The following is a 23,091-nucleotide window of genomic DNA, read 5'->3' as shown; positions in this document are numbered from 1 at the left end:
TTCCATTCAGTTGAAGGAGTGTTACTCATGAGCAAGATCGCAATCATCGGTGCCACCGGCCGGGCCGGCAGCCAACTGTTGGAAGAAGCCCTGCGGCGCGGGCACAGTGTGCTGGCCATTGCCCGCGACCCTTCAGCGCTGCAAGGGCGTGCAGGTGTCACGGTGCAAGCGCTCGATGTCAAAGACAGCGCGGCCCTGCAAAAGGCTGTCGCCGGATTGGACGCTGTGCTGAGTGCGGCGCATTTCTCGACCATCGAGCCGCACGCGATCATCGAGCCGGTGAAGCGTGCGGGCGTCAAACGCCTGTTGGTGGTCGGGGGCGCCGGCAGCCTGCTGTTGCCTTCCGGGCATCGGGTCATCGACAGCCCGGACTTCCCCGAGGCTTACAAGGCCGAGGCCAGTGCTGGCGTGCGTTTTCTCGAGGTGCTGCGCCAGGAGCAGAACCTGGACTGGACCTTCCTGTCGCCGTCGGCTGAGTTTGTCGAAGGGGAGCGCAGCGGGAAGTACACATTGGGCAAGGACCACCTGCTGATCGGCAGCGATGGCAAGAGCTGGATCACTTTCGCCGACTACGCCATTGCACTGATCGATGAGCTGGAGAAACCAGCGCATTCGCGGCAGCGCTTTACCGTCGGTTACTGAGCCTCGGCACGGCCCTCCAGCCAGTCCATCAGCTCCACCAGCCCCGCTGGCAAGCTTTTGGACTGGCTGACCAGGTAATAGCCTTTACCGGTGGTCACCTTCAAGCCGAAGGGCATGCACAAGCGCCCGCCGCGCAGGTCATCGCCGATCAGTGCCCAATCACCGATGGCCACGCCCGTGCCCTGAGCGGCCATCGCCATGGCCATGTCCAGCGTCTCGAAATGCTGCTTCGGCCCGTGCAGCTCGAGCGGTGCCCCGGCCGCCTGCAACCACAGCCGCCAGTCATGCTCATCCCGCGAGGGGTGCAGCCGCATATGGCGCGACAGGTCCTCGACCTGCTTCAGGGGCACAGGGCCTGCCAACAACGATGGCGCGCAGACCGGCGTGAGTTGCTCGTCGAACAGCTTGCGCACCCGCAAACCATGATTGGGCAAGCTGCCATACACCACCGCCGCATCGAACCCTTCACGCCGAAAATCCACCCCGTGCTGCACCGTGGTGGTCAACTCCACCGGCACATCCGGGCGCAATGCCTGCCATTCCATCAGCCGTGGCAACAACCAGCGCATCACGCAGGTGGGGGCTTTGAGCTGCAACGTTGCACTGCGCCCGCCCACCTCGCGTACGCCCTGTTCGATCAGGGTAAACACCTGCTGCACGCGTGGCAGCCAGTCCTGCCCCTCACGCGTCAGGCTAAGGCCCCTGGCCTGGCGCTGGAACAAGGCGTAACCCAGGTGCTCCTCAAGCCCGGCGATCTGCCGGCTGACAGCGCCCTGGGTGATGTGCAACTGCTGCGCGGCACGGGTGAAATTACAGTGCTGCGCGGTGACCAGAAAGGTGTGCAAGGCGGGGAGGGGCGGGAGGCGTTTCATCGCGGTAAGCCATGAGTACAGGACATGGCTAGTATGTGTTTTTTTGCCTTGTGGCGATAGCGGTGGGTTGGGTCCAATGAGCCTTGATTCCAACAAGAACCAAGGTGAAATCTGATGGCAACCTGCGGCGAAGTACTGGTCAAACTCCTCGAAGGCTATGGCGTGGACCACGTCTTCGGTATCCCTGGCGTACATACCGTGGAGCTCTACCGCGGGCTGGCGGGCTCGTCCATCCGCCATATCACGCCACGCCACGAGCAGGGCGCAGGTTTCATGGCTGACGGCTACGCGCGTACCCGCGGCAAACCGGGCGTATGTTTCATCATCACAGGCCCCGGGATGACCAACATCACCACCGCCATGGGCCAGGCTTACGCCGATTCGATCCCGATGCTGGTGATTTCCAGCGTGCAGTCGCGTGACCAACTGGGTGGCGGCCGGGGCAAGCTGCACGAACTGCCCAACCAGGGCGCGCTGGTGGCCGGTGTGGCGGCGTTTTCGCAGACGTTGATGAGCGCCGACGACCTGCCGCAGGTGCTGGCGCGTGCCTTTGCCGTGTTCGATGGCACGCGGCCGCGCCCGGTGCATATCGAGATTCCGCTGGACGTGCTGGTCGAGCCTGCCGACCACCTGCTGCCGGGCCGCCCAGTGCGCAGCAGCCGCGCAGGCGCAGCGCCACAGGCCGTGGCACGGATGGCCGAGCGCCTGGCCAAGGCGCGCAAACCGCTGATCCTGGCAGGGGGCGGTGCACTGGCAGCAGGCGCCGTGTTGGCGCGCCTGGCCGAACATCTGCAGGCCCCGGTGGCGCTGACCATCAATGCCAAGGGCCTGCTGCCTGCCGACCACCCGCTGCAAATCGGCTCGACCCAGTCGCTGGTCGCCACCCGTGCGCTGGTGGCCGAAGCCGATGTGGTGCTGGCGATCGGCACCGAACTGGCCGAGACCGACTATGACGTGACGTTCAAGGGCGGCTTCGAAATCCCTGGCAGCCTGCTGCGCATCGACATCGACCCGGACCAGACCGTGCGCAACTACCTGCCGGAGCTGGCGCTGGTTGCCGATGCCGAGCTGGCGGCGCAGGCCTTGCTCGAGCGTTTGCAGATGCTGCCTCAGCCGGCCAAGGCGGCCGATTGGGGCGTGGCGCGTGTGCAGCGTTTGCGTGAGGTGCTTAATGCAGCCTGGGACCAGCCGACGCTGAGCCAGACCCGCCTACTGACCAGTATCCTGGAGCGCCTGCCCAATGCCATCCTGGTCGGCGATTCGACCCAGCCGGTGTACACCGGCAACCTGACCCTGGACATGGCCCAGCCACGCCGTTGGTTCAATGCCTCGACCGGCTACGGCACCCTGGGGTACGCGCTGCCGGCGGCGATGGGCGCCTGGTTGGGCAGCGCCGAGCAACTGGCCGCGCGTGCACCGGCGGTTTGCCTGATTGGCGATGGCGGGCTGCAGTTCACCCTGCCGGAGTTGGCTAGCGCCGTGGAGGCGCAAGTGCCGCTGATCGTGTTGCTGTGGAATAACCAGGGCTATGAGGAGATCAAGAAGTACATGGTCAACCGCGCCATCGAACCGGTCGGAGTGGATATCCATACCCCGGATTTCATCGGTGTCGCCCGTGCCCTGGGCGCTGAGGCCGAAGATGTCGGCGATGTGGCGCAACTGCAGGCTGCGCTGGGTCGGGCCGTGGAGCGCAAGGGCCCGACCTTGATCCAAGTTGATCAGACCCAGTGGCAGGCGGCAGTACGGGGGTAACGATCAGTCTCTGTCCTCACCGGCCTCGTCGCGGCCTTGCCCGCGAAGAGGCCGGTACAGGCTGGGCAAAATCAGCCAGTACTCGCCCGCAAACGCGCCACATCGCGGATCGGTGGTGCGCCATACAGTCGGCTGTACTCGCGGCTGAACTGTGACGGGCTTTCATAACCCACCCGATAGCCCGCCACTGCGGCCTCCAGGCCATCGTTGAGCATCAGCCGCCGCGCCTCCTGCAGGCGCAACTGCTTCTGGTACTGCAGCGGGCTCATGGACGTCACAGCCTTGAACCGGTGGTGCAAGGTGGAGGTACTGAGGTTGACCTCCCGCGCCAGGTCCTCGATGCGCAGCGGTTGCTGGAAATTCTGGTTGAGCCAGGTGATAGCTTGGCACACCCGGTGGGTCTGGCTGTTGGCCAGGGCGATTTCGTACAGGCGATAGCCCTGGGGGCCACGCAGCAGGCGGTAAAGGATTTCCCGCCGGATCAGCGGCGCCAGCATGGCAATGTCGCGTGGCGAGTCCAGCAGACGGATCAACCGTAGCAGCGCGTCGAGCAGCTGCGGGTCGGTCCTTTCCACATACAGGCCACGGCCGGACGGTAGGTTTGGCACCAGCATCGGCCCGCTTTCGGCAATCAGCTGGCTGACTTCGGCCGGGTCGAGGTCCATGCGTATGCCAAGGCTGGGGTTTTCCGGGCTGGCATCGAGTTTCACGCCGCTCAGCGGCAGTGTCACCGATACCACCATGTAGTGCAGCGGGTCGTAGGCGTATTGCTCGTCGCCGAGGAACAGGCTTTTGCTGCCCTGGGCCAGGATGCACAAGGCCGGTTGAGCGAGGGTCGGTACCGAACGGACATTTTCGGTGTAGCGCACCAGGTACAGGTCATCGATGGCCGACGCCGGGCCGTAGGGCTCGCCGGCATGGCGGCGGATCAGTTCGGCCAGTTCCTGGCGCTGCACTTCCAGGGTGGGGTCGATGGACGGCGTGGTGCTCATGGTGGCTTTCCTCTGCTGACCTGCGCAGCATAGGTTTGGGCAATGGCGGGCGCTAGTCGAAAGCTGCATGTCGATTGCCTAATCCTGCCGCACTGCAGGATCAGGCAATCGACGTGCAGTAATGGCCTAACGCGCCGCGCGGGTGCGACCCTAACCTTGGCAGCCTGGTTTTTCCGTCCGCCTGCTCCAAGGAGATTGTGCAATGGCCCTTCCACACCCGGTCACCCACTTGGCTTTCATCCGTGCCAGCAACGGCCGTTCGGCGGAACTCGGCGCGCGCCTGCGTGACTTGCTCGAACCCTCGCTGCGTGCGCCTGGCTGCCTGAGCTTCACCGTGCAACGCTCGCAGGCCGATGCCGATCTGTGGCTGCTCAGCGGCAGCTGGCGTGACCAGCAGGCGATGACCGGTTATTTCGCCTCGCCGACCCTGCAGGTGTTTGGTGAGCTGGTGCAGGCCCAGGTGGTCAGCAGCCTGGATCTGCACACCTTCGATTGAATGCCCCGCCGCACGGGTTAGAATGCCGCCCCTCCATCAACTGCGCGGACAGCAACATGGCACGTAGAGAATTCCCTGGTTTCGAAGCGGTTTCGGCGATGGTCCCTGTGGAAGGGGGTGGCTATCACGCCGCGATCGCCACCAAGGCCTTGGGCATGGGCGGCGCGCCGCGCTTCCACAAGGTGTTGGAGGGCCAGGTTTTCAAAGGCGCCATGGCGGCCGATGAAGCCGCCTGTGCCGAGCTCGAGCGCCTGCAGGGCGTTGCTGAGGACGGCGAGCTGATCTGGTAATCAGCGCTGTCGATCAGACCTGTGGCCTGCGCATCTGGAACAGGTTACCCAGTTCGAAATAATCCGCCGGGCCTCCGCCTCGCAAGATCGGCTCGGCGGCGGCGGTATCGTAGATGCCATCCTTCAGCAGATGCTCGGCAATGTGTACCGCCACCACCTCACCCAGGATCAGCCAGCTCGGCACCAACGCCTGGTCGGCGCGCTTGAGCTGTACGATCTGGCTCACCTTGCACTCGAAGGCCACCGGGCTTTCGCCCACGCGCGGCACCTGGACGATGCTCGACGGCGTCGCAGTCAGGCCGCTCAGCTGGAATTCGTTCACGTCCGCCGCTACCGCAGCGCAGCTCTGGTTCATTTGCTCGGCTAGCGGGCGGGTGGCCAGGTTCCAGACGAATTCACCGGTCTGCTCGATGTTGTTCAGGCTGTCTTTGCGCCCGACGCTGCAGAACCCGATGATCGGGGGGATGTAGTTGAAGGCGTTGAAGAAGGAGTAGGGCGCGAGGTTGAGTTGGCCTTCGCCGTTCTGCGAGGAGATCCAGCCAATCGGGCGCGGGCCGACGATGGCATTGAACGGGTCGTGGGGCAGGCCGTGGCCTTTGGCGGGTTCGTAGTAGTACATCTGCGTTGGGCTTGCAGGCCCTACCTCTGGGTGGACAAGGCGCCTAGTGTGCCAAGTCTGTGCCCACCTGAAAATGATCAAGCCCGGCCGAAGCCGGGCTGGTTGCACGCATCTGGGGTCAGCTGATGCGGTGGGCGTTGGTGCGGTCGAAGCCATCTTCAGCGAAGCGTTGGCCGCCCGTGCGGTCGAAGCCATCTTCGGCGAAGCGTTGGCCGCCGGTGCGATCAAAGCCATCTTCGGCGAAGCGCTGAGCACCGGTGCGTTCGAAACCATCTTCAGCGTAGGTGGCTGCTTGAGTCTGAGCCGCTGCGAAGGTGTGGGCGTTGGTACGGTCGAAGCCATCTTCGGCGAAGGCGCCAGCAGCGAATACCGAGAGGGCCAGGGTGAGGATCAGTTTGTTTTTCATGGTCGTTGCTCCGTTGGTTCGAGAGGTTGCTGGTTTCTATGGATTCAATGCTACGCCGATTAATTTGATTAAAAAGCGCAAATAATCGCCTATATAAATCTATTTATTAGATGTGTTTGGGCGAGGTCACCGCTATCCAGCACTCGATTTGGCAACCACGGATTGCCGCGAGCGCATCGTGACCTGAATGTTTCGCCAGCCGCTGCAGGATGCAGGTGCAGAATTAATGGGGTGTTAAGAGCAGAAATCTGCAGCGGTGAGGTCGATCAACGGTTCATACCGCGCCAACCGATTTTTGAGGCCACGCTCATCACCATCGCCGCACTCCATCCCGGAGCGGCGCTTACATAATGAGCCGAATAGACATTTTGATCGGCTCAGGTGAGTCAACTGCCCTCCCTCAACCCAAAAAAAAGGCGCTCCATGCCTGGAGCGCCTTGCTTGAAACTGCGGGGTGACTATCAGTCAGTCGTAATCCGCGAATGCTGCTTGGTGTCCTTCATGGTCGCGTACACCAACAGCGAGCAGGCGATGCACGCGGTAACGTACCAATAGAAGCCGCTCTCCATGCCGGCGCTCTTGAACCACAGGGCCACGTATTCTGCGGTGCCGCCGAAGATCGAGACGGTCAGGGCGTAAGGCAGGCCAACCCCCAGGGCGCGGATTTCGGTCGGGAACAGTTCGGCTTTGACCACGGCGTTGATCGAGGTGTAACCGCTGACGATGATCAGCGCCGCCATGATCAGGAAGAACGCGCCCCACCAGGTCTGGATGGTGTGCAGGGTGGTCAGGATCGGCACGGTGAACAGGGTGCCGAGGACACCGAAGGCGATCAGGATCGGGCGACGGCCGATCTTGTCCGACAGGCCGCCGATGATCGGCTGCAGGCACATGAACAGGAACAACGTGGCCGCCGAGATGGTGGTCGAGTCACTGATACTCATGCCTACGGTGTTGACCAGGTACTTCTGCATGTAGGTGGTGTAGGTATAGAAGGCCAGGGTACCGCCCATGGTCAGGCCGACCACGGTCATCAGTTCCTTGGGGTGGCGCAACAGGGTGCGCATCAGGCTTTCCTTGGCCTTTTCCTTCTTGGTGAACGAGGCGGTTTCTTCCATGCCGCGGCGCAGGTACAGGGCAACCACCGCGCAGAGCGCGCCGATCACGAAGGGAACACGCCAGCCCCAGGCATACAGCTGCTCGGTGGTCAGCGTCTGCTGCAGGACGATCAGCACCGCCAGCGCAATGAGCTGGCCGGAGATCAGGGTCACGTACTGGAAGCTGGAGAAGAAGCCACGGCGTTCCTTGCTGGCCATTTCGCTGAGGTAGGTGGCCGAGGTGCCGTATTCGCCGCCCACCGACAGGCCTTGCAGCAGCCGGGCGAAGACCAGCAGGACCGGCGCAGCGACGCCAATGGTTTCATAGCCCGGGGTCAGGGCGATGACCAGGGAGCCTGCGCACATCAGCAGCACCGAGGCCATCAGCGCAGCCTTGCGCCCCTTGCGGTCGGCGTACAGGCCCATCAACCAGCCACCGATCGGGCGCATCAGGAAGCCCACGGCGAAGATAGCAGCGGTATTGAGCAGTTGTGCGGTGGAGTCACCGGCGGGGAAGAAGGCTTTGGCGAAATACAGCGAGAATGCGGCGTAGACGTACCAGTCGTACCATTCGACCATGTTGCCGACGGACCCACTGAAAATCGACTTGAGGCGGCTGGCGGTGGTTTTTTCTGCGGCGGGCGCGATTGCCGCCCCGGTTGGCAGGGAGGTGGCGTTATCCATCAGGGATACCTTCTCGTTGTTTTTGTGGAGCGCGCCTGGGGCGCAGCTTGCCAGGGCAATTGCAGAAGGTGTGCCAAATGGGTGCGTGGCGATCCAAATGGGGGCGTAAGGCTTGTGGGCGCTCGCTTTGCCGGAAGTAACTGTGCCGCAACCCCTGCGGTTAACGGGTATCGGTTGAGCGGATTTCCGCTTATCACTGGGCGGTGATCGGCAGAAATCCGCTTATTGGAGAAAGTCCTCGCGCACCAGCCCGTGGCGCTGCATTTTCTCGTTCAATGTGCGCCTGGGTAGCTGGAGTGTTTCCATCACTGCCTTGATTTCGCCTGCATGCTGGCGCAGCGCTGCACGCAGGCATTGGGCTTCAAAGGCCTCCATCTGTTCGCCCAGCGATGGTCCCGCAGGCGCTGTCTCGATATTCGACGAGCCCAGTCCCAATGCATGTCGCTCAGCCGCGTTGGCCAGCTCCCGCACGTTGCCCGGCCAGTCGTGCGACAGCAACTGCGCCAGTTGCGTGCCCGACAGCGGCGCGGCATTACGGCCAAGCTTCGCGGCGGCGGCATGGGCAAAATGCTCGAAGAGCAAGGGGATGTCTTCCCGCCGCTCACGCAACGGCGCCAGGCGTAGTTCGGCGACATTCAGGCGATACGCCAGGTCCTCGCGAAAACGCCCGGCGCGGGCCTCTTCGAGCAGGTCGGGCTTGGTCGCGGCGATGATCCGCAGATCCACGCTGATGCTTTGGTTGGCGCCCAGCCGTTCCAGCTTCTGTTCCTGGATCACCCGCAGCAGCTTGGCCTGTTGTGCCAAGGGCATGCTTTCGATTTCGTCGAGGAAAACCGTGCCGCCGTTGGCATACTCCAGCTTGCCGATACGCTTGCCTTGGGCGCCGGTGAACGCACCGCTCTCATGGCCGAACAATTCGGCCTCGAACAGCGCTTCGGGGATTGCTGCGCAATTGAGCGCGACGAAGGGTTTGTCAACCCGCGGTCCGAAGTCGTGAAGGCAGCGCGCCACACGCTCCTTACCACTGCCGGTTTCGCCACGGATCAGCACATTGACCGGCAGGCTGGCCAGGTCGAGCACTTGCCGGCGCAGCTGCTGCAAGCCTTGCGACGCGCCCAGCAGCGAGGCTTCCAGGCGTGACTTGAGGTCGGCCTGTTCATGAAGGCGGCGGTTTTCCAGTACCAGCTGGCGTTTCTCCAGCGCGCGGCGCAGGCTGCCCAGCAGGTGCTGCGGGGTGAAGGGTTTTTCCAGGAAATCATAGGCGCCGCTGCGCATGGCCTCGACCGCCATCGGTACGTCACCATGGCCTGTCAACAGGATCACCGGCAGGTCCGGGTCGGCCGCCTGCAGGCGTTCGAGCAGCTGCATGCCACCCATGCCCGGCATGCGCACATCACTGATGACCACCCCAGGGAAATGCTGGGGCAGGTGCGCCAGGCAGTCCTCGGCGCGGGCGAACAACTGCACGTTGAAACCGGACAGGTTCAGCCATTGCTCGACAGCGCTGCGAATGCTCGCTTCATCATCGACGACGATCACTGAATTCAGCATACAGGCTCCAGGTCACGGGGCAGGGTAAGGCTCAGGCGCGCACCGCCCGGCAGGTTTTCGGCCTGCAGTTGGCCGCCGGCCTCAAGGATGATGCCATAGGAAATCGCCAGGCCCAGGCCCAGGCCTTCACCCACCGGTTTGGTGGTGAAGAATGGATCGAAGACCTTGGCCAGGTCGGTGTCGGCAATCCCGCCGCCCGAATCGAGGACGCTCAGGCGCCACTGCTCCTGGTCGGGTTCGATGCGGATTTCCAGGCGTTTGTAGCGTTTGTCGGCCATGGCGTCGAGGGCGTTGCGCAGCAGGTTGATCAGCACCTGCTCAAGCCGGATCGCATCGCCACGCACCCAGGCCGGGCGCGCCAGGTACAGGGCCACGTCGACCTCGTCGCTGCGGATGCGCGTGTCGAGCAGGTGCAGGGCCTGATCGACCACGGTCGCCAGGTCCAGCCGCTCGCGCAGGCCGACGGGGCTGTTGCGGGCAAAGGTCTTCAGGTGGCTGGTGAGCGCGGCCATGCGCGTGAGCATCTGCTCCAGCGGCTCCAGCGCCTGGCGCGCTTCGTCGTAGCGGCCGTGGTCGAGCAACAGGCGCAGGGTTTCCAGCTGCATGCGCTGGGTGGTCAGTGGCTGGTTGATCTCGTGGGCCATGGCCGCCGACATCTGCCCGAGCGCGGCCAGCTTGGCCGACTGCACCAGGCCCTCCTGGGCAGTGCGCAGTTCACGGGTGCGTTCCTCGACCTGGCGCTTGAGCTCTTCGCGGCTGCGCTGGCGCAGGCGGGCCAGGCGCAGGCGCTGGCTGACGAACAGCGCGGCGAACACCAGGCTCAGCCACACGGCGGCAGCGCCCAGGGCGGCGTTGCGGCCAGCAGCCGTTACCTGTGGCTTGCGCAACAAGTGCAATGTCCAGGCTTCCCCTGGCAGCGGCAGGCTCTCCCAGAGGTACTCGGCCGTTCCGTTAGGGCCTTGCACACGGCTCAGGTGGCTGTTCTCGGCAAAACGGGTCAGTACCTGGTGCTGCAAGGGCACCAGCGGTTGCTTGTCGTACTGGCGCGTCGCGGCCAGTTCGGCGCGGTCGGCGCCGCTGAGCGGCTGTAGCTCGCGGTAGCGCCAGCCGTCCTGGTTGGCGATGAAGGTGATGCCGCGCGCGTCGCTGACCAGCAGCACGTCACTGCCCTGGCGCCACTCGCGTTCCAGTTCGGGGAACTCCAGCTTGACCACCATGGCGCCGAGGAAGCGCCGCTGTTCATCAGTGACTGCGCTGGAGAGGAAGTAGCCCGGCACGCCACTGGTCACTCCGACTGCATAAAAGCGGCCGCTGCCCTGGCTGCGGGTTTGCTTGAAATAGGGGCGAAAGCCGTAGTTGGAACCCACGTAGGTGGTGGGCAGGCGCCAGTTGCTGGCGGCCACGGCCAGGCCGGTGTGGTCGAGCAGCTCCAGGGTGGACGAGTTGGCTGCGCCGTTGATGCGTTCGAGTTTGCGGTTGAGCGCGTCTTGCAGGGTTTCGTCGACCGGCCCACGCAGGGCCTGAATCAGCTCCGGGTCCAGTGCCAGCACGGCCGGCAGGGCGCGGTAGCGGTCGATCAAGGTATGCAGGGCCGTGGCGTACAGCCCCAGCTGCTGGCTGGCGCGGCGGGCGTCGTCCTCCATGGCTTGGCGCCTGGCCTGATGCATGGCCCAGCCTGCACTCAGGGCAGTGCCGGCCAGAATCAGCAGGGTGATCAGCCCCAGACGCAGGGCGCGAAAGGAAAAGGGCATGGGGCAGATCCGGATGATTGGGTGGCGGGTAGAGCCCTATCGCCGGCTTGCCGGCGATAGGGCCACTGCGGCTTACAGCAATTCGAAGCTCTGCTGCTGTACAGCTTCGGAATCCAGACCCACCTGAACATTGAACTCGCCAGGCTCGGCGACCCGCTGCAGCTGCCCATTGTAGAACTTCAGGTCTTCCTCGCTGATGCGGAAGGTCACTGTTCGCGACTCGCCAGCCTTGAGCAGCAGTTTCTGGAAGTTCTTCAGTTCCTTGACCGGACGGCTCATGGAGCCCGCAACATCCTGCAGGTACAACTGCACCACGGTCTCGCCGTCACGCTTGCCGGTGTTCTTGACCGTCACCTTGGCCTCCAGCGTGTTACCGCGCTTGAGTTCCTTGCCTGACAGGGTCAGCCCCGACAGCTCGAAGCTGCTGTAGCTCAGGCCATAACCGAATGGGTACAGCGGGCCGTTTGGCTCCTCGAAATACTGCGAGGTGTAGTTGCCTGGCTTGCCTGGGGTGAATGGCCGGCCGATGCGCGTGTGGTTGTAGTACATCGGGATCTGCCCCACCGAACGCGGGAAGGTAATGGCCAGCTTGCCCGATGGGTTGTAGTCGCCGAACAGCACATCGGCGATGGCGTTGCCGCCTTCGGTACCGGCGAACCAGGTTTCGAGGATGGCATCAGCCTGCTCGCGTTCCCAGGCGATCGACAGCGGGCGGCCGTTCATCAGTACCAGCACCAGAGGCTTGCCGGTGGCCTTCAGGGCTTTGATCAGCTCGCGCTGAACCGCCGGAATTTCAAGTGTGGTACGGCTTGAGGATTCGTGCGACATGCCGCGCGATTCACCCACCACGGCAACCACCACATCGGATTGTTTGGCGGCCTTGACCGCTTCATCGATCAGTACGGCAGCCGGGCGCGGGTCATCGACGATCTCCGGTGCATCGAAGTTGAGGAAGTTCAGATAGTCGAGAATCGCCTTGTCGCCAGTGACGTTGGAGCCCTTGGCATAGACCAACTTGGCCTTGCCCTCGACGGCGCGGCGCAGGCCTTCGCGAACGGTGACCGAGTGCATCGGCTTGCCGTCGGCGGCCCAGCTGCCCATCATGTCGATCGGCGCATCAGCCAGTGGGCCGACCAGGGCGATGGTGCCGGCTTTCTTCAGCGGCAGGGTCTGCTGGCGGTTCTCCAGCAGCACCAGGCTGCGGCGCGCCACGTCGCGGGCGGCGTCACGGTGCAGGCGGTCTTCGCTGTAGTAATCCTTGAGGTCGGTTTCGGCCTTGCCGATGCGCACATAAGGGTCTTTGAACAGGCCCATTTCGTACTTGGCCCCGAGCACTTCGCGCACGGCCTGGTCAAGTTCGCCCTGGGTCACCTCGCCGGACTTGAGCAGCCCTGGCAACTCTTCGCCATACAGGGTGTCGTTCATGCTCATGTCGATGCCGGCCTTGATCGCCAGCTTGGCCGCCTCGCGGCCGTCGCGCGCGACGCCATGGCGAATCAGCTCCTGAATGGCGCCGTGGTCGCTGATGGTCACGCCCTTGAACCCCCACTCCTTGCGCAGCAGGTCGTTCATCAACCAGGTGTTGGAGGTGGCCGGCACCCCGTTGATCGAGTTCAGCGCCACCATCACACCGCCTGCACCGGCGTCCAGCGCGGCGCGGTAAGGCGGCAGGTAATCGTTGTACATCTTTGGCAGGCTCATATCGACCGTGTTGTAGTCGCGCCCGCCTTCAACTGCGCCATACAAGGCGAAGTGCTTGACGATGGCCATGATGCTGTCGGCGTTGGCCGGGCTGCTGCCCTGGAACGAGCGGACCATCACCTGGCCGATCGTCGAGGTCAGGTAGGTGTCTTCGCCGAAGCCTTCGCTGGTACGGCCCCAGCGAGGGTCGCGGGCGATGTCTACCATTGGCGCGAAGGTCATGTCCAGGGCATCGGCGGAGGCCTCGATGGCCGAGGTGCGGCCGACCTTGGCGATGGCGTCCATGTCCCACGTGGCGGCCAGCCCCAGGCCGATCGGGAAGATAGTGCGCTCGCCGTGGATGGTGTCGTAGGCGAAGAACATCGGGATTTTCAGGCGGCTGCGCATGGCGGCGTCCTGCATCGGACGGTTCTCGGGGGCGGTGCGCGAGTTGAAGGTACCGCCGATACGCCCGGCGGCGATTTCTTCACGGATCTTCTCGTGCGGCATCTCCGGGCCGATGCTGATCAAGCGCAGCTGGCCGATTTTTTCGGCCTCGGTCATCTGGCTGATGAGGTGCTCGATGAAGGCCTGCTTGTCTTGCAGGGGCGGGGCGGTTTGGGCGGCAAGGGCCGCCTGACTGGCAAGGCCCATCATGGCCAGGCCCAGCAAAGACAGTTTCATCATGAATTCCGTTGTCGAGGCCTGTGCCGTATCCACGGTGATACGTGCGCGGCCGAAGTTTTCAGGCGGCTATTGTTGTACGATTCACAGGCATTATTTCCAGCGGCGGATTATGCCTGAATATGTCGCTTGCTGAGGAATACCCGAATGCCGGGACAACAACTATAAGAACGCTCAAGAGACCGACGGCATGACCCCCCTCAACGAATACGAGCAGCGCCTTATCGCCGAGGCCATCGCCCGCGTGGAACGGCGCACCGACGCCGAGCTTGTGACCGTGCTGGCCCGGCGCGCCGATGACTATGCCTATCTGCCGCTGTTCTGGGCTGCCGTGCTGGCGCTGGCGGTGCCAGGGGTGTTGCAGCTGCTGCTGGGGTGGCCCGGCTTACGGGGCCTGCTGGTAGCCAATGTGCTGTTGTTCAGCGCCCTGTGTGTGCTGCTGCGCAAGCCGCGCCTGGCTGCCTGGCTGATCCCAGCAGCCCTGCGCCGCTGGCGGGCATCGCGCCTGGCCCGGCAGCAGTTTCGCGAACAGAACCTGCAGCACACCGCCGGGGGCACTGGGGTGCTGATCTTCGTTGCCGAGGCCGAGCGGCATGTGGAGATCCTTGTCGATCAAGGCATCGAGCGCCATCTTGATGCTCAGGCGCGTGCGCTCATCAAAGCGCGCTTTGCCGAGCAGGTGCGTGAGGGCCGCACCTTGCAAGGCTTCGTTGACTGCATCGAGGCCTGTGGTGAGCGGCTGTGCGAGCACGTGCCGCGCACCCACGCGCGCAACGAGTTGCCCAACCGCCTGGTGATTCTCGACTGAGCCACGCCCATCGCGAAAACCTTCGACTACGGCGGGCATCGTCGTAGAATGCGCGGCATTGCGCATCGCGCTCACGCTATCCGAGGCACCTGCTTTCCATGTCCGCCAGTACTTCCGCTTCGTCCGCGCCAGAGGCGCGCGCCCAGTTCCTCGACCTGCTGAGCGCTGCTTTGCAGGGCAACACCCTGGTCAAGCTGGTGCTGGCACGCCACGTCGGTGCCGACCAGACCTTGCAGCGGATCATCGCCAAACCGGTGCAGGTGAAAGGGCAGCCGAACCTGTCGCTGGTGTACCGTCACCAGACCCGGGACATCACCCGTAACGTGCCGTTGGACCAAGCCTTGGCGCTGGTCGCCGAGTTGTTGCCGGACAGCTTCCGTAACGCCCACCTGTTCGATGCCGACGGCGAACTGCAACTGACTTTCAGCAAGAAGGGCAAGCCGATGCTCCAGCGCCACGGTGCTCAGCCGCCCCGCGAAGCTGCCGCCAGCGCGGGCCATGACCGCGAGAAGAAACGTTACCTGGCACTGTCGCGGCCGTTCCTGCGCGACCTGGGCGTGACCGATGCGCAAGGTGCGCTGATCCCCTCCATGTCGCGCAAGTGGAAGCAGATCAACAAGTTCATCGAGGTGTTCGAACACGCCCTGGCCAATGCGCCGGTGCCTGCACAGCAGGCGCTGCGGGTGGCCGACTTCGGCTCGGGCAAGGGCTACCTGACCTTCGCCATGCACGACTACCTGCGCAACACGCTGGGCCGCGAGGCGCAGGTGACGGGGGTTGAGCTGCGCCAGGACATGGTCGACCTGTGCAACGCCGCCGCATCGCGCCTGGACCACCCGGGCCTTGAGTTCCAGTGCGGCGACGTGCGCAGCGTGGTGCCCGAGGCCATCGAGGTGATGATCGCCCTGCATGCCTGCGACATCGCCACCGATTACGCGATCCACACCGGCATCCGCTGCAACGCTGCGATCATCATGTGCTCGCCGTGCTGCCACAAGCAGATCCGCCCGCAACTGCACAGCCCGGGGTTGCTGCAGCCGATGCTGCAGTACGGCCTGCACCTGGGCCAGCAGGCCGAGATGCTGACCGACAGCTTGCGCGCGCTGTACCTGGAAGCGTGTGGATACGAGACCAAGGTGTTCGAGTTCATCTCGCTGGAGCACACCAACAAGAACAAGATGATTCTGGCGGTGAAGCGCAAGCAGCCGGTTGAGGCGGGTGCGTTGCTGGAGAAGATTGCGCAGCTGAAAGCGTTTTATGGGGTGCAGGAGCATTGCCTGGAGACGTTGTTGCAGGGGGATGGGTTGATTGGCGGGTAAGCAAGGCTGTTGAGCTCGATTCCTGAAGGCGCGTAGGACAATTCCCAAGCACTCCCCTGATTGCCGATGTGGGGAACGTTGCATTACGAGCGTCTGGAGTACCCGAAGAACCCTGGCATTTTTGCGCGCCAGCTTCAGCGTGTGGTGGACAATTGTACGGGCAGCAGTGAGGCGGATACCGCAGCGAAGGCTGGTAAGGAGCAGTAGCGATGGAATACGAATTTACCCTCAAGTACCCATTGGCATGCACAGCTTCCCAGCGCCCATACATGAAGGCAGCACTTCGCTTTGGCATCTCGCAGAAGTACTGGCCTGGTTGCAGGCCAGGGGAAGTTACGCCATAGGCCAAGAGACACTGGACTTGGCTCGGGTTGCCATGGCTGTCAATGTAACAAGCGCACATGCACGCCTATCCAGGGGTTCCCTTGCTTGTGCCTGATGAAGGTGTGCCGCTGGGGCCGCCTCAGCGGCGCCCTGTAGGCACCTCGATCGCCAACTCCCCCAGCCCCAGCGGATGCGTACTTGCATCGAAGAAATGCAGCGCAGTCCCCGCCAGATCACCCAATCGCTCTACAAAATGCTGCTTCTGATTCATCACCGAAGCCTCGCTCAACGGCCGGATGGCAATCGAAAGCTGCGCCGGCCGCGCCTGGCGAATGGCGTCGAGCAGGTGCTGGTCGCTACTGTCCAGGTGCTGCCCGAACAGGCATAGCCCCTGGCTTTCCTGCGCCAGCTGCCCCAGGCACCAAGCCAGGTAATCCGAGTTGCGGATCGCACGCAGTTTTTCGTCGCTACGGTCTTCGTTGACGAACAGCGGTACTTCACCCGGAATGTTCACGGCAAAGCCGTCGAGCAATTCAGCGCTTTCGGCGCTGCGCTGGCGGGTGGCGCCGTCGGGCAGCTTGAGCAGGTGCAGGCCGCCGTGCAGGTGCAGCAGGCGAGTACCGGCACTCTGTGTGCGGCGTACGTCGAAGAAGCCCTGTTCGTCGAACAGCGCGGCGAAACCTTGAGGGTCGTGCTGTACGGCCCATGGCAGGATCAGGTCATAGTTGCTGGTGTAGACGCTGCGGTAGCTGCGCAGGGCTTGGTTGATCGACGCCAGCGTGGCTGCCGGCATCAGCGGCCAGGGCAGGTGCACGGTGCGCACGGCGTGGATCAACGCTTCCTTGATCGAGTAGTAGCGGTTAAGCGGTGCAGTTGAGTTGATCGCCAGGGCGGCGTTGGCGCGCACGGTGTGGTTGAGGGTGCTCAGCACGGGTTCGAACAGCTCTGTGCCAAGCGACTTGAACAAGGCCTGGTCGCTGATTGCCAAACCTTTTTTACGCCCGGCACGTTGGGCTTCCTCGAACAGCGAGAAGTAGCCGAACGGCTTCCACAGCGCGCGGCTGGCGCCGTTGCCCAGCAGCAGGGCATCGCAGGGGTGGCGTTTGGCGAGTTCCTGCCAGGAGGCGAGGTGGGCGTCTAGTGCGGGCATGATGGGTCCATTCGCTGGAGCGGGAAACGGGGGCGACTTTAGCATGTCATGCAAGGTGTGCGAGGGTTGTGGTTTAGCCGCAGCACGGCTCGCACGACGAAAGAGGACTTCACCATGCGCAAATGTCTGATCGGGATTCTGGCCTTGGCGGCCCTGGATTCGGCCTCAGCGGCCTCGGTAACCGACGGCAAGGGCCTCGCCGCCGTCCAGGATATCCCGTACCCCGCGGTGATTGCTCACCGCGGCGCTTCCTACGACGCTCCGGAATCCACCACTCCCGCCTACCTGCTGGCCCGTGACCTGGGCGCCGACTACCTGGAACTCGACCTGCAACGCACCCGCGATGGCGTGCTGGTGGTGGTCCACGACGATGAGCTGTCACGCACCAGCGATGTCGCCGAGCACTTCCCCGAGCGTACCCGCAGCCCGGTCAGCGCCTTCACCCTCGCCGAGCTCAAATCCCTGGACGCCGGCAGCTGGTTCAACAAGGCCTACCCAGAGCGTGCTCGGGCATCATTCAGCAAATTGTCGATCCTTACCCTGGACGAAGTCATCGATATCGCCGAAGGCAACCCCGAGCGGCAGCCCGGCTTGTATATCGAGACCAAGGTGCCCAGCCAGTTCCCAGGCATTGAAATGGAGCTCAAGGCGCGCCTTGAGGCCCGAGGCTGGCTCGGCCACCCTGGGCGCGTAGTGTTGCAGACATTCGATCGCAGTAGCCTGGCACTGCTGCACAAGGCCATGCCGCAAGTGCCGAAAATTCTGCTGCTGTGGGTGGGTACGAAGGCCATCGCACCAGCCTCGGGCCAAGATTTCGCTGATTCAGGCGAAAACGACAAGGCCGTGTTTTACGCGCGACAGCAACCGAAGGATCGGGCGGAGTTCCTGCGCTGGCTGGACATTGCCAAGCAAGGGGGGGCGATGGGTACCGGTCCATCGGCCAAGCGCAGCAAGCTGGGTGAACAGAGCTATGCCGACCTGATTCAGCCGTGGATGAACCATGCCAGCCATGAGCGCGGGCTGCTGGTGCACGTCTATACCCTCGACGATGCGCAAGACTTCGACGCAGCAATGAAGGCAGGAGTCGATGGGATCTTTACCAACCGAGCAGGGCATTTGCTGCGCTTCTACAAACGCCCCACCGAAATCGAATCGGTATTGCTGGACAGGTTAGGTTACTGAGCGGGCTGGGCTGTCGCCCTGATTTCGACTTCTGTTCCGCCACAACCGATACGCCCGTATCCCCGCCCGCACCGAGCCAAACAGCAGCTTGTCCTCCATTTCCCGCGCCATCCCAGAGCGCACCAGCATGCGCAGGAAGGTGCCGCGGGCGCGGGCGATGGCGAAGAAGATGCCTTGCGCCGCGAGGGTGTCGCGTACCTCGCGCAGGGCGGCAATGCCGCTCACATCGATGCTGCTTACCGCTTCGGCATCGAACAGCACGGCGCGGGGCTGGGCCTGGCTTTGAACGGCTTCGAGCAGGCGCATCTTGAAGTAGTCGGCGTTGAAGAACAGGATCGCGTCGTCGAAGCGGTACACCACCAGCCCTGGCACGGTACGGGCGTCCGGGTGTTTGCGGATGTCGACCTGGCCCTCGGTACCCGGCAGCCAGCCGAGCACCGCATCGGTGGGTTGGTAGATGCTGTACAGCAAGCGCAGGATCGCCAGAGTCACGGCAAACACGATCCCCGGAAGAACGCCTAGGCCCAGCACGCCAACCGTGGTCAACAGGCACAACCAGAACTCGAAACGGCTCAGGCGGCGGATGCGCCCCAGTGATTTGATGTCGATCAGCCCCCAGCCGGCCATCAACAGCACGGCACCCAGCGCCGCCTGGGGGATCCAGGCCATCGGCGCGGTGAAGAACAGCAGGATCAGGGCAATCACCAGCGCGGCGATGATGCCGACCAACTGGCTCTTGCCGCCGGCCATGTCGTTGACCGCAGTGCGCGAGTCGGCGCCGCTGATGGCAAAGCCCTGGGAGATGCCGGCCGCCAGGTTGCTCACGCCGAGGGCGACGAACTCATGGTTGGCATTGATCGCATAGCCGTGGCGCGCGGCGAAGCTGCGCGCCGTGAGCATGGCGCTGCAAAAACTGACGGTGGCGATGCCCAGCGCGTCGCGCAACAGGCTCTTGGTTTCTGCCAGGTTGCTCTGTGGCCAGGCCAGTTGCGGGATGCCGGCTGGCACTGAACCGAGGATGGCCACGCCTGAGTGGTCAAGGCCGAACACGCCAACCACCAGGGTGAATACCGCCACCGTCACTAGCGCCGCCGGCAAACGCGGGAAGCGCTGTGGCAGCCAGATCAGCAAGGTCAGCCCGGCCAGGCCGATGGCCAGGGTCAGCCAGTGGATCTCACCCAGGCGCTGCAGGAAGTTGATCAGGCTGAGGACGAAGCCGTCCCCTTCGACGTTGAAGCCCACCACCTTGGACAGCTGCCCGGCGATCAGGCTCAGGCCGATCCCGTTGAGGTAGCCGATGAGGATCGGCCGCGAGAAGAAGCTGGCGATGAACCCCGCCCGTGCCAGGCCGGCGGCAATCAGCATGACACCGACCAGCACCGTGACGATCACCGACAGTTCGGCGATTCGGTGGGGGTCGCCCATGGCCAATGGCGCCACTGCACCGGCGATCATCGCGCAGGTCGCGGCGTCCGGGCCAACCATTAGTTGGCGTGAGCTGCCGATCAGGGAGTAGACGATCATCGGCAGCACGCAGGCATACAGGCCGTACTGCGGCGGCAGGCCGACGATCTGTGCGTAGGCGATGGCGATGGGGATCTGGATGGCGGCCACCGACAAACCGGCCTGCAGGTCGGCGTGGAACCACTCGCGTCGGTACTGCAGCAGGTTGGCAAGGCCCGGAAGCCAGCGGGAAAGAAACATACGCAGTCCTTTCGAAATGTTTCGCGAATCCAGAGAGCATATGCGCCCCAAGCGGTTTCACTTGCAAGGGGATTCATGCGGCTGGCGCTGTGCGAGGTCAACGAAAGGGCAGAAACGAAAAAAGGAGCCAAGGCTCCTTTTGACAGCGATGACGTTGCTGGAACGCCATGCGGGAATGCGGTGTGGAGCGGGTAGAGGGAATCGAACTCTTATAGGACAAAAAAAACCAGAAACGTGTAGATGTGTATGTGTCCTACCTCTCGAAAATCCGTGAAAAGCGTGTAGGTGTGTACTCCTCGAAGCATACAGCTTTGGGTCGCATCGCAAGCGACGCCAAACGTCCGTTGATCCTCTCTTTACTCACATGTGAGCCAGGAGTGAATTCGTACTCCTTGGTAAATGGATCCTGGTGCCTTCAGATACGGGCCAGCCGGTTCCCCGCAGCATTGTCAAAGAGATAGTATTGAGCCATCACCCAAGGGCAGTCGGATGCCCAGCGAGCATCACCCAGGGCAGGGGTGGCGCGTAGGAGCCCGCATGGATCGGCGAAACAATCAAAATGCAGCCGTTGATCAGCCATATCTCAAGTCATTGTTTGTGAAAATCTGGTCGTCCCTGAAAGTCTTTCCATCTGGTGTACAAACTGCCATTGTTACTTTATATCTGCCGCAATCCAACTTATTTAATGGAAATGAAAAAGTTATTTCCATCAGCATGTGTGAATGAACATCGCAAAAAGGAGTTTGGCTAGATGATTAATGCAATAAATTTTCAAGCGTGGGGTGGTGATTGGAGGAGCATTCCCTTCGTAGCATCCGAGGGGGGCAGTGAAAAACATGGATTTAGGTGCACTGTAGTCACTGGGCAGAACGGCTCGTATAAAAGCACAATGCTTAGAGAGTTGGTGGCTGGCCTGATTGCTCCAGAATCCACTGAGACGAAGCTTGATGTCAGCGATGGCTCAGTCATGAATCACGTTATTTGCGCATCCGGTTCTGTTGCTGACAGATTTCCTTCTAAGGAAAAATCAGGTGGTGGTAGTACCGAGTTTGCGACAGAAAGATATGCTTATATCGGGCAGAGGGTTGGGGCGAACCTCCTTAGCAAGAAACGACCTTTTGAAACCGCAATTGTATTTGCTTTAGATAGAAGCAAGAGCGAACGTTTCACATGGCCTTTCTATAAGCAGGCCCATGAATTTGCCAATATCATGCCGGATCTAAACGTGTCGGTCTTGGTGCGTAAGGATGGGCTTAAGAGATCCAGCAGGCGGAGCTCGGAGCAAAGCGGGCACTCAGTGAGCAAACTGAAGCGATTGTTGAACATGGATGATGCTGATCTTCCTGGGCCTGTCTCTGATGAAGTGGCTCGGCATCTACTGGAAGAATTCAGTGAAAACATCTTCAATGAGTTTATTGAGTTCATGGCTTCCACCAAGGCTCGACTGACCTTGAGTATGGGGGGGGAAGGGATTCATTGCAGAACTGCCTCTAACGAAGTAGTCCGCTTGGGTTTCATGCTCGACATTTTTTCGCTTCGAGATGTTACAGTTAAGCGGGACGGAAGTGATCTTGAGTTTTCAATTTTTGAGTTGAGTTCGGGCGAGTATCATATGTATACAAACCTGATGGGGCTAGGGTTTGGGGTCGAGGAGGATTCGCTGATGCTCTTGGATGAGCCTGATAATAGCCTCCATCCACAATGGCAGCGAGACTTTATGGCGGCAGTGCATGGGATCTGCCAGATAGGAATGAAATCTGGGCATCTGGTTGTATGCACTCACTCTCCATTGATTGTCAGCGCCTCATTAGAAGGAAGTACAATCGTTGATCTTTCCAGTGATGAACCAGTCATTAGCGTGGCATCTTATGGTGCTTCATCTGATGATATTTTGCTGGAGCAATTTGGCTTGACTTCCAGTCGAAATCGAATCGTAGTGGATGTCGTTCAGCGCGCGGTTTCTATCATAGAAAGAGACGGATTTGCACACCCTGATCTACTCGCATTGACGGATCAGCTGGTTTCAATAAAGTCAGCTTTGAGGAAGGAGGATCCTTTAGTTGAGGTGATTGATGCGATCCTTGGAGAGTCAGACGATGATTAAAATAGGATTCGAGCAAATTCAGCCGATCCCTGTCCTTCCCGCCGATATTGATGTCGCGCATCTGAAAGGCCTCAGCTGGAGTAGTGGCGTGAGCGCGGTGATTGCGTTCAAGGACACACTCAAGCCCATGCTGCGTAAGATACAACAAGGAAGATGTAGTCTGTGTCGGCGGTTTCTTTATGATGATTACGCTACTCACTTGGAGCATTTTATCGAGAAGGGTATACATCGTGACTTTACATACGAAATTATGAATTTGTCTTTGTCCTGTGGAACGTGCAATATAAAGAAAAATGGATTTAACCGTACACTCAATAGCCTCATCAAGAAGCGTGCAAAGCGTAAAGGGCAGAAAGCCAGCAAGTACTGCCCAGTACTCGCGGTGAAAATTTCCGCCAATGCTCCAATGCCCGTTTCTCCTGCCAGCTATCGCTGGATTCATCCTTATTTCGATCGATATTCAGACAACATTGAGATCCAGAAAGGATGGATATTCACGGGCAAATCTAGAAAAGGGCAAAGGACAATTCGTTCTGTGAAACTTAATGCCTTGGCACAAATTGAGCGAAGAGCTCTCGCGGAGCGATTGGAAGCACGGCCCGGTCGGCTATCGAAGCTTTTGGGGGCGACAGCAGAACTGGATAAACACAGGGCTGGGCACCTCTTCAAATTGGTGACAAAGCAGCTTTGGAAGCGCCGAGAAGCCTCCGACGTGTGAGAGGACAGTACCATGTGTCGATCACCCACTAGCGGTGGTGATCGGCCACATCAGTTCCACGGTGATCTCCAACCGCTGCTGGCAGAGCAGGAGGCCGTAAAATTGGCGCGGAAAATTCAGGTAGGTATGTTTAGTGTGAGTTAAACCAATGAAGGTAAGTAACGCCGTTGGGTCTATAGGATAACGCTGAGCGTGATGTCTGGCGGTCATGTCATATTTCGCCGCCATCAACAGCCGCATGCATCAGGAGTTACCAACGGCATGAC

The 23,091-nt window shown here is 61.6% G+C and carries 21 protein-coding genes; 10 read left to right on the top strand and 11 right to left on the bottom strand.

Annotation, left to right across the window (positions count from 1 at the left end; translation table 11 throughout):
- The first annotated feature begins 27 nt into the window (after positions 1 to 27).
- A complete protein-coding gene (locus ACIPIJ_RS21160) occupies positions 28 to 642 on the top strand; it encodes an NAD(P)-dependent oxidoreductase (protein WP_401080191.1) in 615 nt (204 codons plus the stop codon).
- On the opposite strand, the gene ACIPIJ_RS21155 is transcribed toward ACIPIJ_RS21160, so the two are convergent.
- Positions 636 to 1,514 carry a LysR substrate-binding domain-containing protein gene (locus ACIPIJ_RS21155; protein ID WP_401080189.1) on the bottom strand — a complete coding sequence of 293 codons (879 nt, stop codon included), beginning with the start codon at positions 1,512 to 1,514 and terminating at the stop codon, positions 636 to 638. The two genes, ACIPIJ_RS21160 and ACIPIJ_RS21155, sit on opposite strands and share 7 nt — an antisense overlap.
- A gap of 114 nt (positions 1,515 to 1,628) precedes the next feature.
- Here ACIPIJ_RS21155 and ACIPIJ_RS21150 point away from each other — a divergent pair, with 114 nt between their 5' ends.
- On the top strand, positions 1,629 to 3,266 hold the full coding sequence (locus tag ACIPIJ_RS21150) for a 5-guanidino-2-oxopentanoate decarboxylase (protein ID WP_401080187.1): 1,638 nt from the start codon (positions 1,629 to 1,631) through the stop codon (positions 3,264 to 3,266).
- Positions 3,267 to 3,337: 71 nt separating this feature from the next.
- On the opposite strand, the gene ACIPIJ_RS21145 is transcribed toward ACIPIJ_RS21150, so the two are convergent.
- On the bottom strand, positions 3,338 to 4,258 hold the full coding sequence (locus tag ACIPIJ_RS21145; RefSeq protein ID WP_401080186.1) for an AraC family transcriptional regulator N-terminal domain-containing protein: 921 nt from the start codon (positions 4,256 to 4,258) through the stop codon (positions 3,338 to 3,340).
- Positions 4,259 to 4,460: 202 nt separating this feature from the next.
- Between ACIPIJ_RS21145 and ACIPIJ_RS21140 the strand changes: the two genes are divergently transcribed.
- Together ACIPIJ_RS21140 and ACIPIJ_RS21135 are read left to right on the top strand one after the other, a co-directional pair.
- Positions 4,461 to 4,754 (top strand): putative quinol monooxygenase, encoded by a 294-nt coding sequence (locus ACIPIJ_RS21140; RefSeq protein ID WP_401080184.1) that lies wholly within the window; start codon positions 4,461 to 4,463, stop codon positions 4,752 to 4,754.
- A gap of 56 nt (positions 4,755 to 4,810) precedes the next feature.
- Positions 4,811 to 5,044: a hypothetical protein gene (locus tag ACIPIJ_RS21135; protein ID WP_401080182.1), complete on the top strand. Its 234-nt coding sequence runs from the start codon at positions 4,811 to 4,813 to the stop codon at positions 5,042 to 5,044.
- 13 nt (positions 5,045 to 5,057) lie between these two features.
- Here the strand turns inward: ACIPIJ_RS21135 and ACIPIJ_RS21130 are convergent, their stop codons facing one another.
- From ACIPIJ_RS21130 to bglX, 6 genes are all read right to left on the bottom strand, one after another.
- Entirely contained in the window at positions 5,058 to 5,663 is a 606-nt protein-coding gene (locus ACIPIJ_RS21130) for a flavin reductase family protein (protein ID WP_401080181.1), read from the bottom strand.
- A gap of 118 nt (positions 5,664 to 5,781) precedes the next feature.
- Positions 5,782 to 6,069 (bottom strand): hypothetical protein, encoded by a 288-nt coding sequence (locus tag ACIPIJ_RS21125; protein WP_401080179.1) that lies wholly within the window; start codon positions 6,067 to 6,069, stop codon positions 5,782 to 5,784.
- A 461-nt stretch (positions 6,070 to 6,530) separates the two neighbouring features.
- Entirely contained in the window at positions 6,531 to 7,850 is a 1,320-nt protein-coding gene (locus ACIPIJ_RS21120) for an MFS transporter (RefSeq protein WP_401080177.1), read from the bottom strand.
- A gap of 222 nt (positions 7,851 to 8,072) precedes the next feature.
- Positions 8,073 to 9,401 (bottom strand): sigma-54-dependent transcriptional regulator, encoded by a 1,329-nt coding sequence (locus ACIPIJ_RS21115; RefSeq protein ID WP_401080175.1) that lies wholly within the window; start codon positions 9,399 to 9,401, stop codon positions 8,073 to 8,075.
- Positions 9,395 to 11,152: an ATP-binding protein gene (locus ACIPIJ_RS21110; RefSeq protein ID WP_401080173.1), complete on the bottom strand. Its 1,758-nt coding sequence runs from the start codon at positions 11,150 to 11,152 to the stop codon at positions 9,395 to 9,397. Before ACIPIJ_RS21110 ends, ACIPIJ_RS21115 begins: the two co-directional genes overlap by 7 nt.
- Positions 11,153 to 11,224: 72 nt before the next feature.
- Positions 11,225 to 13,519, bottom strand: a complete 2,295-nt coding sequence (bglX, locus tag ACIPIJ_RS21105; RefSeq protein ID WP_401080171.1) for a beta-glucosidase BglX — start codon at positions 13,517 to 13,519, stop codon at positions 11,225 to 11,227.
- Positions 13,520 to 13,706: 187 nt separating this feature from the next.
- Between bglX and ACIPIJ_RS21100 the strand changes: the two genes are divergently transcribed.
- Positions 13,707 to 14,324, top strand: coding sequence for a TPM domain-containing protein (locus ACIPIJ_RS21100; RefSeq protein ID WP_401080169.1), 618 nt, complete (start codon positions 13,707 to 13,709; stop codon positions 14,322 to 14,324).
- Between the two features lie 98 nt (positions 14,325 to 14,422).
- Positions 14,423 to 15,643, top strand: a complete 1,221-nt coding sequence (locus ACIPIJ_RS21095; protein WP_401080167.1) for a class I SAM-dependent methyltransferase — start codon at positions 14,423 to 14,425, stop codon at positions 15,641 to 15,643.
- A 463-nt stretch (positions 15,644 to 16,106) separates the two neighbouring features.
- Here ACIPIJ_RS21095 and ACIPIJ_RS21090 read toward each other — a convergent pair whose 3' ends face one another.
- Complete coding sequence (locus tag ACIPIJ_RS21090) at positions 16,107 to 17,117, bottom strand: DUF4917 family protein (protein WP_401080165.1); 1,011 nt, start codon at positions 17,115 to 17,117, stop codon at positions 16,107 to 16,109.
- 114 nt (positions 17,118 to 17,231) lie between these two features.
- Between ACIPIJ_RS21090 and ACIPIJ_RS21085 the strand changes: the two genes are divergently transcribed.
- Complete coding sequence (locus ACIPIJ_RS21085) at positions 17,232 to 18,299, top strand: glycerophosphodiester phosphodiesterase (protein WP_401080163.1); 1,068 nt, start codon at positions 17,232 to 17,234, stop codon at positions 18,297 to 18,299.
- On the opposite strand, the gene ACIPIJ_RS21080 is transcribed toward ACIPIJ_RS21085, so the two are convergent.
- Positions 18,288 to 20,003, bottom strand: a complete 1,716-nt coding sequence (locus ACIPIJ_RS21080; protein WP_401080161.1) for a SulP family inorganic anion transporter — start codon at positions 20,001 to 20,003, stop codon at positions 18,288 to 18,290. The genes ACIPIJ_RS21085 and ACIPIJ_RS21080 overlap by 12 nt on opposite strands.
- 489 nt (positions 20,004 to 20,492) lie before the next feature.
- On the opposite strand from ACIPIJ_RS21080, the gene ACIPIJ_RS21075 reads away from it, so the two are divergent.
- Genes ACIPIJ_RS21075 through ACIPIJ_RS21065 form a run of 3 tightly spaced genes read left to right on the top strand, consistent with a single transcriptional unit; the run spans position 20,493 to position 22,825 of the window.
- Positions 20,493 to 20,729 (top strand): hypothetical protein, encoded by a 237-nt coding sequence (locus tag ACIPIJ_RS21075; protein ID WP_401080159.1) that lies wholly within the window; start codon positions 20,493 to 20,495, stop codon positions 20,727 to 20,729.
- 25 nt (positions 20,730 to 20,754) lie between these two features.
- On the top strand, positions 20,755 to 22,107 hold the full coding sequence (locus ACIPIJ_RS21070) for an AAA family ATPase (protein WP_401080157.1): 1,353 nt from the start codon (positions 20,755 to 20,757) through the stop codon (positions 22,105 to 22,107).
- On the top strand, positions 22,100 to 22,825 hold the full coding sequence (locus ACIPIJ_RS21065; RefSeq protein ID WP_401080155.1) for a hypothetical protein: 726 nt from the start codon (positions 22,100 to 22,102) through the stop codon (positions 22,823 to 22,825). The genes ACIPIJ_RS21070 and ACIPIJ_RS21065 overlap by 8 nt, the downstream gene beginning before the upstream one ends.
- 21 nt (positions 22,826 to 22,846) lie before the next feature.
- Here the strand turns inward: ACIPIJ_RS21065 and ACIPIJ_RS21060 are convergent, their stop codons facing one another.
- Positions 22,847 to 23,065, bottom strand: coding sequence for a hypothetical protein (locus ACIPIJ_RS21060; protein ID WP_401080154.1), 219 nt, complete (start codon positions 23,063 to 23,065; stop codon positions 22,847 to 22,849).
- Positions 23,066 to 23,091: the final 26 nt, after the last annotated feature.

The sequence above is a fragment of the Pseudomonas sp. NPDC087185 genome (genome assembly GCF_044744955.1).
Taxonomy (GTDB): Bacteria; Pseudomonadota; Gammaproteobacteria; order Pseudomonadales; family Pseudomonadaceae; genus Aquipseudomonas.
This window is presented reverse-complemented; position numbering and strand designations above follow the sequence as displayed.